The sequence below is a fragment of the Campylobacter hepaticus genome (assembly GCF_001687475.2).
Lineage (GTDB): Bacteria > Campylobacterota > Campylobacteria > Campylobacterales > Campylobacteraceae > Campylobacter_D > Campylobacter_D hepaticus.
This window is the reverse complement of record NZ_CP031611.1, coordinates 18,103-31,676: the sequence shown is the minus strand read 5'-3', so window position 1 is coordinate 31,676 and position 13,574 is coordinate 18,103. Positions and strand designations below refer to the sequence as shown.

Annotated in this window: 12 protein-coding genes and 2 rRNA genes; 3 read left to right on the top strand and 11 right to left on the bottom strand. The window is 31.7% G+C overall.

Annotated elements, in window-relative coordinates:
- Position 1 precedes the first annotated feature (1 nt).
- From A2J15_RS00155 to gpmI, 5 genes are all read right to left on the bottom strand, one after another.
- The gene (locus tag A2J15_RS00155; RefSeq protein ID WP_066777210.1) at positions 2-1,216 is read right to left on the bottom strand and encodes a beta-ketoacyl-ACP synthase II; all 1,215 of its coding nucleotides are present in this window, start codon (positions 1,214-1,216) and stop codon (positions 2-4) included.
- 24 nt (positions 1,217-1,240) lie between these two features.
- Complete coding sequence (gene acpP, locus A2J15_RS00150) at positions 1,241-1,474, bottom strand: acyl carrier protein (RefSeq protein WP_066777208.1); 234 nt, start codon at positions 1,472-1,474, stop codon at positions 1,241-1,243.
- Between the two features lie 437 nt (positions 1,475-1,911).
- The gene (locus tag A2J15_RS00145; RefSeq protein WP_066777205.1) at positions 1,912-2,319 is read right to left on the bottom strand and encodes a pyridoxamine 5'-phosphate oxidase family protein; all 408 of its coding nucleotides are present in this window, start codon (positions 2,317-2,319) and stop codon (positions 1,912-1,914) included.
- Between the two features lie 11 nt (positions 2,320-2,330).
- Positions 2,331-3,074: a 3-oxoacyl-ACP reductase FabG gene (gene fabG, locus A2J15_RS00140; RefSeq protein ID WP_066777202.1), complete on the bottom strand. Its 744-nt coding sequence runs from the start codon at positions 3,072-3,074 to the stop codon at positions 2,331-2,333.
- Between the two features lie 67 nt (positions 3,075-3,141).
- The gene (gpmI, locus tag A2J15_RS00130) at positions 3,142-4,620 is read right to left on the bottom strand and encodes a 2,3-bisphosphoglycerate-independent phosphoglycerate mutase (RefSeq protein ID WP_066777199.1); all 1,479 of its coding nucleotides are present in this window, start codon (positions 4,618-4,620) and stop codon (positions 3,142-3,144) included.
- A gap of 80 nt (positions 4,621-4,700) precedes the next feature.
- Between gpmI and mraY the strand changes: the two genes are divergently transcribed.
- The 3 genes from mraY to A2J15_RS00115 all read left to right on the top strand — a co-directional run bounded on the left by mraY (position 4,701) and on the right by A2J15_RS00115 (position 7,643).
- Positions 4,701-5,762 carry a phospho-N-acetylmuramoyl-pentapeptide-transferase gene (gene mraY / locus A2J15_RS00125; protein ID WP_066777197.1) on the top strand — a complete coding sequence of 354 codons (1,062 nt, stop codon included), beginning with the start codon at positions 4,701-4,703 and terminating at the stop codon, positions 5,760-5,762.
- Positions 5,762-6,970 carry a UDP-N-acetylmuramoyl-L-alanine--D-glutamate ligase gene (gene murD / locus A2J15_RS00120; RefSeq protein ID WP_066777194.1) on the top strand — a complete coding sequence of 403 codons (1,209 nt, stop codon included), beginning with the start codon at positions 5,762-5,764 and terminating at the stop codon, positions 6,968-6,970. Before mraY ends, murD begins: the two co-directional genes overlap by 1 nt.
- A gap of 412 nt (positions 6,971-7,382) precedes the next feature.
- Complete coding sequence (locus tag A2J15_RS00115) at positions 7,383-7,643, top strand: hypothetical protein (RefSeq protein WP_066777191.1); 261 nt, start codon at positions 7,383-7,385, stop codon at positions 7,641-7,643.
- Positions 7,644-7,818: 175 nt separating this feature from the next.
- Here A2J15_RS00115 and A2J15_RS07565 read toward each other — a convergent pair whose 3' ends face one another.
- The 6 genes from A2J15_RS07565 to A2J15_RS00095 all read right to left on the bottom strand — a co-directional run bounded on the left by A2J15_RS07565 (position 7,819) and on the right by A2J15_RS00095 (position 13,164).
- Entirely contained in the window at positions 7,819-7,971 is a 153-nt protein-coding gene (locus A2J15_RS07565) for a hypothetical protein (RefSeq protein WP_162876102.1), read from the bottom strand.
- A 175-nt stretch (positions 7,972-8,146) separates the two neighbouring features.
- Entirely contained in the window at positions 8,147-8,737 is a 591-nt protein-coding gene (locus A2J15_RS00105) for an ATP-grasp domain-containing protein (protein WP_066777184.1), read from the bottom strand.
- Positions 8,715-8,873 carry a hypothetical protein gene (locus tag A2J15_RS07560; protein WP_162876101.1) on the bottom strand — a complete coding sequence of 53 codons (159 nt, stop codon included), beginning with the start codon at positions 8,871-8,873 and terminating at the stop codon, positions 8,715-8,717. Before A2J15_RS07560 ends, A2J15_RS00105 begins: the two co-directional genes overlap by 23 nt.
- Positions 8,874-9,117: 244 nt before the next feature.
- A complete protein-coding gene (locus tag A2J15_RS07820; protein ID WP_260338681.1) occupies positions 9,118-9,240 on the bottom strand; it encodes a hypothetical protein in 123 nt (40 codons plus the stop codon).
- Between the two features lie 487 nt (positions 9,241-9,727).
- A 5S ribosomal RNA gene (gene rrf / locus A2J15_RS00100) occupies positions 9,728-9,844 on the bottom strand.
- A 286-nt stretch (positions 9,845-10,130) separates the two neighbouring features.
- Positions 10,131-13,164 (bottom strand): 23S ribosomal RNA (locus A2J15_RS00095).
- Positions 13,165-13,574: the final 410 nt, after the last annotated feature.

Genomic DNA, 13,574 nt, shown 5'->3' with positions numbered 1-13,574 from the left:
GTTAATCTACTTTTTTAAATACAACACAACCATTTGTACCACCAAAACCAAAAGAATTACTCATAATAACTTTTAAATCTGCTTTTCTTGATACATTAGGAACATAATCAAGATCACATTCTTCATCTTTGATAAGTTGATTAATGGTAGGCGGTATTATACCATTATTTAAAGCCATAATGCTAATCACTGCTTCAATAGCACCAGCAGCTCCTAAACAATGTCCAATCTGTCCTTTTGTTGAGCTTATTGGCGGAATATTGGTTCCAAAAAATTCCTTAATGGCTGCTGTCTCATTTTTATCATTAATTGAAGTAGAAGTTCCATGTGCATTAATATAATCAACTTTTGGATTTCCTGCCATATTTAAAGCTTTTTTCATAGCTCTTAAAGGCCCATCTAAAGTAGGAGAAGTAATATGATTTGCATCTGCACTTTCTCCAAAACCAATTAATTCAGCATAAATTCTAGCATTACGTTTTTTAGCTTCTTCATATTCTTCAAAAACTAAAGCTCCAGCACCCTCACCCATCACAAAACCATCTCTTTCTTTATCAAATGGTCTTGAAGCACGTTGAGGATCATCATTTCTCGTTGATAAAGCTTTCATAGAAGCAAAACCACCTATACCTACAGGACAAATTGCAGCTTCTGCACCTACAACTAACATTTTCTTTGCACTTCCTAAAGCTATGCTTTTATAAGCTTCTCCTATAGCATGAGTTCCTGCTGCACAAGCTGTAACACAGGAAATATTTGGTCCTTTTAATCCATGTTCTATAGAAATTATCCCTCCCAACATATTCACTAAGGCCGAAGGTATAAAAAAGGGAGAAATCTTACGAGGTCCACGTTCAAAACAAATAATAGAATTTTTTTCTATATTAGGCAAACCTCCAATACCAGCTGCAGAAACAATTCCAAAATCTTCTTGGTTTAATTCTTCATTAAATTGAGCATCTTGCATGGCTTCTCTCGCAGCTTGAATTCCAAGTTGTATAAAACGATCAATTTTTTTCACTTCTTTACCTTCAATTAAATCTAAAGGATTAAAGTTTTTAACTTCTGCTGCAATTTGAACTGGAAAATCTGTAGGATCAAAAAGAGTGATTTTTCCAACTCCACTTACACCCTTACAAATTTCCTTGAATGAACTTTCTTTATCTAAACCAAGGGCATTAATCATACCAATGCCTGTAACCACAACCCTTTTCAAGAGTAAACTCCTTGCAAGAAAAAATTATTTTTTTAAATTATCGATATAATTTACAACATCTTCTATTTTAATTAATTTTTCAGCATCACTATCTGGAATTTCTATTTCAAATTTTTCTTCTAAAGCCATAATAAGCTCCACTACATCCAAAGAATCTGCTCCTAAATCTTCAATAATTTTTGATTCCATTTTTACTGTATCTGCATCAATACTTAATTGTTCAACTACTACTGCTTTTACATCATCAAATGTCGCCATTTATTTCTCCTTAAAAATTAAAATAAAGCATATTTTACTATAAAAAGCTTAAACTATGTTATAGTTTTAATTACGCTTGAAAGGAAATATTTATAATCTAATAAAGAAAAGGTGCTATTTTTAAGGTTTTAAAGTAAAATCAAAAAATTGAGGATGAATATTTATATCATTAAAATCATTATAAAATTAAAATAATCTTTAAAATTCTAAAAATTAATCTAATGATTTAAATATAAAATTTTATTCAAGTACAAAAGTCATAATAATTTTTAATATACTTATACAATTACGTATTATATAAGTATATTTTTATAATTGTTATTCTAAATCAATTAGATTAAAACTTAAATCGATATAAGAAATTAACATAAAAAATTTTAAAATAACTTAAATATTACATACATTAATATATACACATATAAAATATCTTAACTACTTTAAACCCTATAAAGTTCAATTTCTCCATTTGGCAATTCTTTTCTAGCACTCAAATTATCAAGATAAAATACTTCAAATTTAGGATTTTTAGGTGTTTGATACAAATCTATTAAATAAGGATATTTTTCAAACATCATATTTTTAACTTCTAAATTAGCTTCAAAAATGGCATTAGCCCTAAGTCTTAAGAAAGTACCATCTTTAGCACAAGAACAAAACTCAACACCATTATAATTTTTTATATGCTTAAAAAGTCCTTTAGTATTTGCTGTACAAAAATAAATTCTATTTTCAACAAGTAAAGCACTTTGCATAGGACGCACTCTAGGATTTCCACAAGTACCCAAAGTTGCTAAAAAGGATGGAGTATTATTATCTAAAAATTCTACTATTTCTTTTAAATTCATAAAGACTTCTCTTACATATATAAACCACCATTTATCTTAAGAACATCTCCTGTTACATAAGAAGTATAATCGCTTAATAAAAATGCTACACAATGAGCTACCTCTTCAGGTTCTGCGAAACGTTTTAAAGGAATATTATCTTGATAATATTGTTTAATTTCATCGCTTAGAATTTCTGTCATATCACTTTTTATAAAACCTGGAGTAACACAGTTAAAACGTAGGTTTCTACTAGCTCCTTCTTTAGCAAAAGACTTAGTCATAGCAATCATACCACCTTTACTTGCAGAATAATTTACCTGACCTATATTACCCATTTCTCCTACAATAGAAGCAATATTTACTACTGCACCAAAACGTTTTTTACTCATAATTTTTAAAGCTTCTTTACAACCTAAAAATGCTGAATTTAAATTCATATCTACAATACTACTAAAATCCTCTAATTTCATCCTCAAAGCAAGTTTATCATTTGTTATACCTGCATTATTTACAAGATAACTTAATTCGCCATCACTTTCTACTATAGTCTTAATACCATTTTCAAATTCATCTTCTTTACTGGCATCAAATTTAATAAGTGCAGCATGACCCCCATTTGCAACAATAAATTCTTTTAAAGCATCAGCAAGTTCAGGTTTTGAACGATAATTTATCCAAACTTTAAGACCAAAACTTGCTAAAGTTTTTGCAATAGAAGCTCCAATGCCTTTACTTGCTCCTGTTATTAAAACATTTTTTCCACTAAATTTCATTAATCTATCCTTTTAAATCTTTAAAAATTGAAATCTTAACAAATTTCTTATAAAAAAGGCAAATAAATTAAAATAAAGCTTCATTCATTTCCTTTGGAATTTCAAGATCTAAAATTTTTAACACACTAGCAGCTATATTACTTAACCCCATATTATCTTTAATCTTATAAACCCCTTTAGCTTCTACAAAGACAAACACATCAAAAACAGTATGATTAGTTAATAAATTTCCATTTTTATCTTTCATAGCTTCGCAATTTCCATGATCACTAGTAATAATAAAAGCATATTCATGCTTTCTAGCACACTCTATAATTTCACCCAAACAAGCATCTACTGCCTCTACAGCTTTAATAGCTGCATTAAAATTTCCTGTATGTCCTACCATATCACCGTTTGCAAAATTTACCACTATAAAATCTTCACCTTTTTCAATACCTTTTTTAACCACATCACATACTTCAAAAGCACTCATATCAGGTTTTTCATCATAAGTTTTTACCTTAGGACTTGGAATTAAAATTCTAGTTTCATTTTCCACAAGCTCCTCTTTTCCACCATTAAAAAAGAAAGTAACATGAGCATATTTTTCAGTTTCAGCTGTATGAAGTTGGCTAAGACCTGCCTTAGAAATTACTTCTGAAAGAGTACTTTTAATTTGTTCTTTTTCAAAAAGCACTAAAAGATTAAATTTATCATCATAAACACTCATGGTCAATAAATTATTAAACACTTTATCACGTTTAAAATGATCAAAATTTTTAGCATTTAAAACTTCAATAAGTTGCTTCATCCTATCATTTCTAAAATTAATAAAAATCAAACCATCTTCTTCATTCATGCCCTCATAATTCTCATTTTGAGCTGCTTTTATAAATTCGTCTGTAATATTTTCATCATAGCATTTTTGCATATAATCAATCAAATTAGAAACTTTAAGAGATTTACCCAATAAACAATCATAATATTCTTTAAGTCTATCCCAACGTTTATCTCTATCCATAGCGTAAAAACGACCGCAAAGAGTTGCAAAATGGATCCCTAAATTGTCACAAAAATTTTTCAAATCTTTCATAAAATTTAAACCACTAATAGGACTAACATCACGCCCATCGCTAATTGCATGAGCAAAAACCTCGTTGCCATTTTGAGCACAAATTTCAAGTATAGCTTTAAAATGTGTGTCCATAGAATGCACCCCGCCATCACTATAAAGTCCTATAACATGCAATCTTTTACATTTTGTCAAAAGCTTTTGTAAATTTTCATTTTTTTCCAATTCTTTCGTTTTAATAGCCTGATTAATCCGTACCAAATTTTGATAAATAATTTGACCACTTCCTATACACATATGGCCTACTTCACTATTGCCCATTTGATTTTCTGGTAAACCTACAGCTAAACCACTTGTTTTCAATAAAGAATTAGGCACTTCTTTAAAAAGCCTTTCATAAGTTGGCTTTTTGGCTGCTTGAAAAGCATTAAAATCACTACTTGTGTTATATCCTATTCCATCTGTAATTATTAAAACACATCTTTGTTTCATTTTTCACTCTTTTATAAGAATTTTTTTGGCTAGATTTTACTAAAATAAAACTTTTAAAAAACCAAAAAAAGGTTTGAATTTTGTATTATCTTTCAGATTTAAGTCATTATGCTTTTTTTACATATATTAGCGTACGTGCTGGTTTTGCATTTTTTATCGCCTTATGCTTGTCTTTATTTTTAATACCTCGTTTTATTGTTTGGGCAAAAGCTAAAAATGCCAACCAACCTATTTACCAATACGCCCCACAAAGCCATAAAATAAAATCTCACACTCCAACTATGGGTGGAGTTATCTTTATTAGTAGCGCAATTATTGCAAGTTTATTTTGCATTAAATTTGATAATATTTTTGCTATAAGTGCCTTACTTTGTTTAGTATTTTTTTGTTTTATAGGACTTATAGATGACTTAGGTAAAGTTTTAAAAAAAGACAATCATTCAGGACTTAGCCCTAGAATAAAACTTTTAGCCCAAATTACTGCTGGACTCATTTGTATTTTACCTTTATATTTTAGCAAAGAACTCAGCACAGAACTTTTCATACCTTTTTATAAACACTCTCTTTTTGATATGAAAATTTTTGCTATAGTTTTTTGGGTTTTAGTACTAATTTCTAGCTCCAATGCTGTTAATCTAACAGATGGACTTGATGGTTTAGCAACTGTTCCTAGTATTTTTTCTTTATCAACCTTAGGAATATTTTTATATTTAAGTGGAAATTTAAACTATAGCGAATATTTACTTTTACCAAAAATCCAAGGATTAGGTGAAGTAGTAATCATTTGTGCCGCACTCATTGGAGCTTTAATAGGCTTTTTATGGTATAATTGTTACCCTGCACAAATTTTTATGGGCGATAGTGGAAGTTTAACTTTAGGTGGATTTATAGGATTTTTAGCCATTATAAGCAAAAATGAAATTTTACTTTTACTTATAGGATTTATTTTTGTTCTTGAAACTATTTCAGTAATTTTACAAGTAGGAAGTTTTAAAATTTTTAACAAAAGGGTTTTTAAGATGGCTCCCATTCATCATCATTTTGAAAAAATAGGATGGGTAGAAAATAAAATCATAGTACGTTTTTGGATGATAGCCTTATTAGCTAATCTGCTTGCACTTGCCTCAATAAAGTTAAGATAATGAAAATTTCACTTTTTGGATATGGAAAAACTACACGCGCAATAGCTCAAAACTTAACAAAACAATTTGGCACTTTTAATATTTATGATGATCATTTTAAAAAAGCAAGCAAAGATGTATGGGGCAATAAACTCTTAAATCCTAAAGATTTTAATGAAAATACAAGCAAACTTGAAATTCCAAGTCCTGGATTTCCACCTAATCATACCCTTATCAAACAAGCAAAAAATCTACAAAGTGAATATGACTTTTTTTATGATGCCATGCCAAAATCTGTATGGATAAGTGGAACTAATGGTAAAACAACCACAACACAAATGAGTGCACATTTACTCTCACGTATAGGTGCACTTGCGGGTGGAAATATAGGCACACCTTTAGCACAACTTAATGCTCAAGCAAAACTTTGGATACTTGAAACTTCCTCTTTTACCTTGCATTATACACGCATAGCAAAACCTGAAATTTATGTACTTTTACCCATACATCCTGATCATCTTTCTTGGCATGGAAATTTTCAAAATTACATAGAAGCTAAACTTAGTGTTTTACAAAGGATGAATGAATGTGATGTAGCAATATTACCAAAACCATATACAAATACCCCAACAAAAGCTCATATTATCAGCTATGAAAACAAAGAAGAGCTTGCAAAAAAATTCCATATCAAAACAGAAAATATTCCCTTTAAAAGCCCTTTTTTACTTGATGCTATTATGGCTTTAAGTATAGAAAAAATTTTACTTGATACTTTAAGCTATGAACTCTTAAATCATTTTATATTAGAAGAAAATAAACTTGAAGAATTAAAAGACAGTCAAAATAGACTTTGGGTTAATGATACAAAAGCTACTAATGAAAGCGCTGCAATGGCTGCGCTAAATCGCTATAAAGATAAAAAAATCCATCTTATCATAGGTGGAGATGATAAAGGGGTTAACTTAAGCGATTTATTTTGCTTTATGAAAAATTTAAATATCGAACTTTATATCATAGGCGCTAGCACACAAAAAATGTTTGATTATGCAAGAAAAATCAATTTAAAAGCCCATAAATGTGAAATATTACAAAAAGCTGTGATGGAAATTTCAAAACAACTAAAAATTGATGAAGTAGCACTTCTAAGTCCTGCTTGTGCAAGTTTAGATCAATTTAGCTCCTATGTACAACGTGGAGAAGTCTTTAAAGAATCCATAAAACAACTTTAATATTCTTTAGAATTTTAATCTATTTCATTATTTTTGTATGCAAATTACTTTATCTTATAAAAACATTGTTTATCAATAAATTTTAATACAATTTTGCTATTTTTTAATCTTAGAAAAATTCAACAAACAAATTAAAATAGTAAAAACAAAAGGTATAATGTAATTAATATCCACTTTGTCATAAACAAAAAATAAAGTAAAAATGATAATAAAAAAAGAATATGAATTCGCCTTAGAAACTAGCTTTCCCACAAGATTTGCCTCATATTTTTGTGCTAAAGAACTGCGAATGATATTCTACTCATATTAAAACAAAGCCCAAGAATAAAAACAGAAATGACTTTAAAAACAAAACCTTGTCCAAACCCTAAAACAAAATAACAAGCAAGAGTAAAAGTATACTGAATTTATAATGTATGACGGTGCCATATTTTTTTTAGAAAGCAAAATACTAGAACATATCATGCCCAAACCCATTACAGCATCTAAGATTCCAACTTCTGCCATAGCTCCTTTTTCAAAAGCAACTTGCACAGGAAGCATGAAATTAAAAATAGCTAAAGTCTGCCATATTAACACCAAAGACAATTCTAAACTAGATATTTTTATTTTTTATCCACACTCACTTCTTCTTTTAATTCTCCTTGATTTGTGTGATAAAACATACCTATAAAAAAATAAATAAAAAAAGCAAAGCACTTACTAAAATAACAATTTGTGGGTTATCTTTAAAAATAAAAGCTGAGATAATAGGTCCTAGCATTAAACTTACTTGATTTACACTCATAGATAAAGAGCTAAATTTAAGAATTTTTTTCCTCTATATAAGCCTTAGCTAAATCTGCAAATCACGACTCCCAACTTGATTCCATAATAAAAAAGAAAAACCAAAACACTGTATTTAAAATAAGAATTACAATTTGATTGTGTGCAAAAAATAAAAGCAAAGAAATAAAAAAAGAAGCAAGAAGTGCAAAAGCTGTAAGCTTTGAACCACTCATTGTTTTATTCTTATAAAACAAAGGGACAAGAATAACAGGCAAAAAAAAGTCAAAGCAACTAAAATAGCTAAATAAGAAAAAGAATCATTTCTTGTAGCCATAAGCCAATTAATCACGAGGATTAAAGCTCCACAACTTAAATGATAAAGCCTTGAAAGAAAGATATAAACATACATTACTCAAGCTCAAAAATTTGTTCGCTTAAGGTATTTGCCAAATCAATAGGTAAATTTGTTTTTTCTTTGAAAAAATGATTTTCCCAAGAAAATTCCACAACCCCTTCTCTTGCATTCCAATCTTTTGCTACCACGCTTTCATTTCCAATACTTGTTGTGATTTTTATGCTTGTAAGTTCTTTAGGAAATTCTCTTGGTAGATTTATCTTTTTTATTTTTCCCGCTTTGGCCTTTAAAAAGGCTATACTCGAAGTTCTTTTTGGTTTTGGGATTTTAAAATTAGATAAATCTACACCCAAATAAGATGCAATATGTAAATAATAAGGATTAAACTCAAAAGCATTTTCAATTTGATCCATAATCCCATCTCCACCTGTTCTTGCTCCAACTTCTATGAGATAAAATTCACCTTCTTTGATTTTAATCTCTACATGAGCTATACCTCTATCAATACCTAAAGCCTTACAAGCTTTATGAGCTAAATCATTTAAAGTATGATCATTTTGTCTATGACTTGGCACCAAATGTGCCATTTCACTAAAATAAGGTTCATCTGAAAGATATTTTTCACTCACACAATAAACAACCATCAAAATATCTATTCTTATTTAAGACTCCTTGTTTATCAGCTATAAAAATTTTAGCATCACTTGCTTTTCTTGCCCCAGCTAAAGCTCTTTCTCTTAAGTATTGATTTACTCCAAGTAAAAGTATAAATTTTTGCATTGATTAATCCTTTTTAAAAACAACAAGCGTAGACTATTTAATACATAGTCTTTTTTAAAACCAAAAGAACAAATTTCTTTTATAAGTTCATCCTTTTCTAAATAAGGTATAACTTCTATACATTTTTCAAAAAGTAAAAAATATATGTTACTATTATTTACAAGTATAAAACCTTAACCAATGATTTAAAAGATGAAATTAAACTCAATGCATTTCTTTTTTTCTATAATTCTTTTACCTATCTTCAACCTTCAATCATTTCTTTATTAAACTCTACTATTTCACAAGAATCATAAGCCTTAATAATCAAACTATTACTCCTTGCTTCAAGTAAAAATACTTTAAAATTTAAATTATAAATTTTCATATTTTATCAAGACACTTTATAAATCCTCATTTAATAATTTAAATTTAAAAACACTATAAACTTTTAAACATGCTTACTAAAATATTAAAACCAAAGCATGATAAATTATAAGTGCTAAGAATATATAAACAAGTAACAACACAATAATAATATATAAGAATTCTATTTTAGTGATACTAAAAATTATAATAAATTAAAAAACCAATAAGTTAGAATATATAAATTAAAAAATCTTAAAGCTAAAAACCATTCAACTCATATTCTCATCATTACCATTTAATTCTATCAATACATAAAACTTATTTAATAAATAAATTAATTTTTCAATTTAAAAATAAAAAATACTATAAGCATAAATATTAAAAATATAAATAATATATTATACAAGTATAAATACTATAAAATAAACCATAAGCCTCTACACAATAATAATTTAAAAGATTGAAATAAAAGAAAGAAAAACTAAGAATAATAAAGCAGTCTAACAAGTCCGCAATGAGTTACTTTCCCCCTGCCAGTAAGGCGTAGTATCATCACCCACGATGTGCTTAGCTTCTTGGTTCGGGATGGAGCAAGGCGTTTCCACATCTGTATAATCACGGACATTGTTATTTAAATATTCTTTGAAAAATCTAGTTTAGAATAAAGCTTTTATTTTTTAGTTTTTATTCTTTTTTATTTCTTTTCTTCTTTTTTATTTTTTAAATTTATTATTATCTTTAATAAGTTTTTATTTTAGAATATTTAAAAAACAATGTTAAGAGCAAGTTCTAATATAAACTTTACTTGTAAGATTTCTATTAAGCTTAAAAATATAATTTTTCTAAAAGATTTCATATAAAAATATTTAAAGCTTTATTAAAAACCTTAACAAGGAAGTGATGCTTTATAAAGATAAGCCAAACGCTCTATTAGTACTGGTCAGCTAAAGGACTTTCATCCATTACACATCCAGCCTATCAAACTAGTAGTCTTCTAGAGAGCTTAGAGAAGATTCATCTTAGAGTGAGCTTCACGCTTAGATGCTTTCAGCGTTTATCCTTTCCAAACTTAGCTACGCTGCGATGCTCTTGGCAGAACAACAGCTACACCAGTGGTTTGTTCAACCCGGTCCTCTCGTACTAGGGTCAAATCTCTTCAATCTTCTTACGCCCACGGCAGATAGGGACCGAACTGTCTCACGACGTTCTGAACCCAGCTCGCGTACCGCTTTAAATGGCGAACAGCCATACCCTTGGGACCTGCTCCAGCCCCAGGATGCGATGAGCCGACATCGAGGTGCCAAACCTCCCCGTCGATGTGAGCTCTTGGGGGAGATCAGCCTGTTATCCCCGGGGTACCTTTTATCCTTTGAGCGATGGCCCTTCCACACAGAACCACCGGATCACTAAGACCGACTTTCGTCTCTGCTTGACTTGTATGTCTTGCAGTTAAGCTGGCTTATACCTTTATACTCTACGAACGATTTCCAACCGTTCTGAGCCAACCTTTGTAAGCCTCCGTTATTATTTGGGAGGCGACCGCCCCAGTCAAACTACCCACCAGACATTGTCCCACTTGAGGATAACTCAAGCTGGTTAGCTACCCAAATAAGAAAGAGTGGTATCTCAACAATGGCTCCTATATAACTAGCGTCATATACTCAAAGCCTCCCACCTATCCTGCACATTCTTATCCAAATAGCAGTGTCAAGCTGTAGTAAAGGTCCACGGGGTCTTTCCGTCTTGCCGCGGATAGGAGGAATTTTCACCTCCACTACAATTTCACTGGATCCCTCTTTGAGACAGCTCCCATCTCGTTACGCCATTCATGCAGGTCGGTATTTAACCGACAAGGAATTTCGCTACCTTAGGACCGTTATAGTTACGGCCGCCGTTTACTCGGGCTTCGATCAAGAGCTTTGCTAATGCTAACCCCATCAATTAACCTTCGAGCACCGGGCAGGCGTCACACCCTATACATCCTCTTACGAGTTAGCAGAGTGCTGTGTTTTTGGTAAACAGTCGGGAGGGACTCTTTGTTGTAAGTTTCTTCGCTTTTGGAGTAAATCCTAATACGAAGCGAACCACACCTTATACCGAAGATACGGTGCTATTTTGCAGAGTTCCTTAAAGAGAGTTCTTCCACGCGCCTTAGAATACTCATCCCACCCACCTGTGTCGGTTTACGGTACGGGCAACATTAGCTAAACTTAGAAACTTTTCTTGGCTCGACGGCATCAGGGGTTCTTCTATCCATCCGAAGACTTCAAAAAGCCTTTAAGATCTCAGAGTATTCTTATACGGATTTGCCTGTATAAGCTCCTACATCCTTAGACTAGCACTTCCATCCGCTAGCCCCCTTAGCCCTAAGCGTCCTTCCATCGCACACTAATGTTGGTATTGGAATATTAACCAATTTGCCATCGTCTACCCCTTTCGGACTCGACTTAGGACCCGACTAACCCTACGATGACGAGCATCGCGTAGGAAACCTTGGGTTTACGGCGTTAATGATTCTCACATTAATTATCGCTACTCATGCCTGCATGCTCACTTCTATTCGCTCGAGCACTCCTTACCGGTATACCTTCAACGCAAATAGAACGCTCTCCTACCACTTGCACACAACTTAAACTACTTAGCTTTAAGTATATTATGACTTAAATTTTATTTCTGTTTTTAATTCTATAAAAATCAGTAAAAATATAACTTACCTTGTTTTATATTTTAAACTTAAATAATCTAAGTTGTGTGCAAGTCTACAGCTTCGGTACTTACTTTAGCCCCGTTATATTTTCCGCGCGAAATCACTAGACCAGTGAGCTATTACGCTTTCTTTAAAGGATGGCTGCTTCTAAGCCAACCTCCTGGTTGTTTAAGTAAGTTCACATCGTTTTCCACTTAAGTAAGATTTGGGGACCTTAGCTGGTAGTCTGGGTTGTTTCCCTCTTGACGACGGATTTTATCACTCGCCGCCTGACTGCTGTGATTACATATAAGGTATTTGGAGTTTGATAGGGTTTGGTACATTGGTGTATGCCCTAGCCCATTCAGTGCTCTACCCCCTTATACTACGACACAACGCTATACCTAAATATATTTCGGAGAGAACCAGCTATCACGAAGTTTGATTGGCCTTTCACCCCTATCCACAAGTCATCCCGGGGCTTTTCAACGCCTATGGGTTCAGTCCTCCACTAGTTCTTACACTAGCTTCAACTTGCTCATGGATAGATCACTTCGTTTCGGGTCTGCAGCATCTGACTAAGCGCCCTATTCAGACTCGCTTTCGCTACGGCTTCGCGTTTGCTTAACCTTGCCAGACACCACAACTCGCAGGCTCATTATGCAAAAGGCAGTCCATCACACTGTATTGCTACATAGTGCTCTGAATGATTGTAAGCAAATGGTTTTAGGTTCTATTTCACTCTGATCACCTCAGTTCTTTTCACCTTTCCCTCACGGTACTTGTACGCTATCGATCTGGTATTAGTATTTAGGGTTGGATCGTGGTCGACCCAGCTTCAGACAGGATTTCTCGTGTCCCGCCCTACTCAGGATACTGCTAGCTAAGGTTTGTTTTTCGCATACGGGACTATCACCCTCTATGGCTATACTTTCCAGAATGTTTTGCTAAACTCACCTCTTGCACATTGCAGTCCTACAACCCCCAGTGCAAGCACTGGGTTTGCCCTCTTGCGCTTTCGCTCGCCGCTACTGACGCAATCTCTATTGATTTCTTTTCCTAAGGGTACTAAGATGTTTCAATTCCCCTCGTTCGCTCCTATATAGGTAATGTATATCTCTATACATTGGGTTGCCCCATTCGGAAATCTACGGATCAAAGTTTCTTGACAACTCCCCGTAGCTTATCGCAGTCTAGTACGTCCTTCATCGCCTTTACCAGTCAAGGCATCCACCATTCGCTCTTAGTAGCTTACCTTTTTATCTTTTTTAGTTTTAAATTCACTAAAAAAGTTTTTGCATAAAAGCTATTAAATAGATTCATATAAGCATATTTATATATAAGCATTAGATTATATATAAAGATTATATAAATATTATTTTGAGCTTTTTTATTCTAAAACGCATCACTTCCTTGTTAAAGTTTTTAAATAATTTAAATAAAATGTTTTTTATCTTAAGACGGAAAGCATTCAAATACTTATAATCAAGCAAAGAATATAAGCTGTGAATTTGAAACTTATCTTTAGTGTTTAAGTTCTTTGATAGTATTAGCATTAACTTAATAAATCTTAATTTAAATATAGAAATATTTTAATTCCTAATTTAAATACATATAATTATATATTCTATAAATATAGAAATATTTGCTATAAATTATAGAAATAT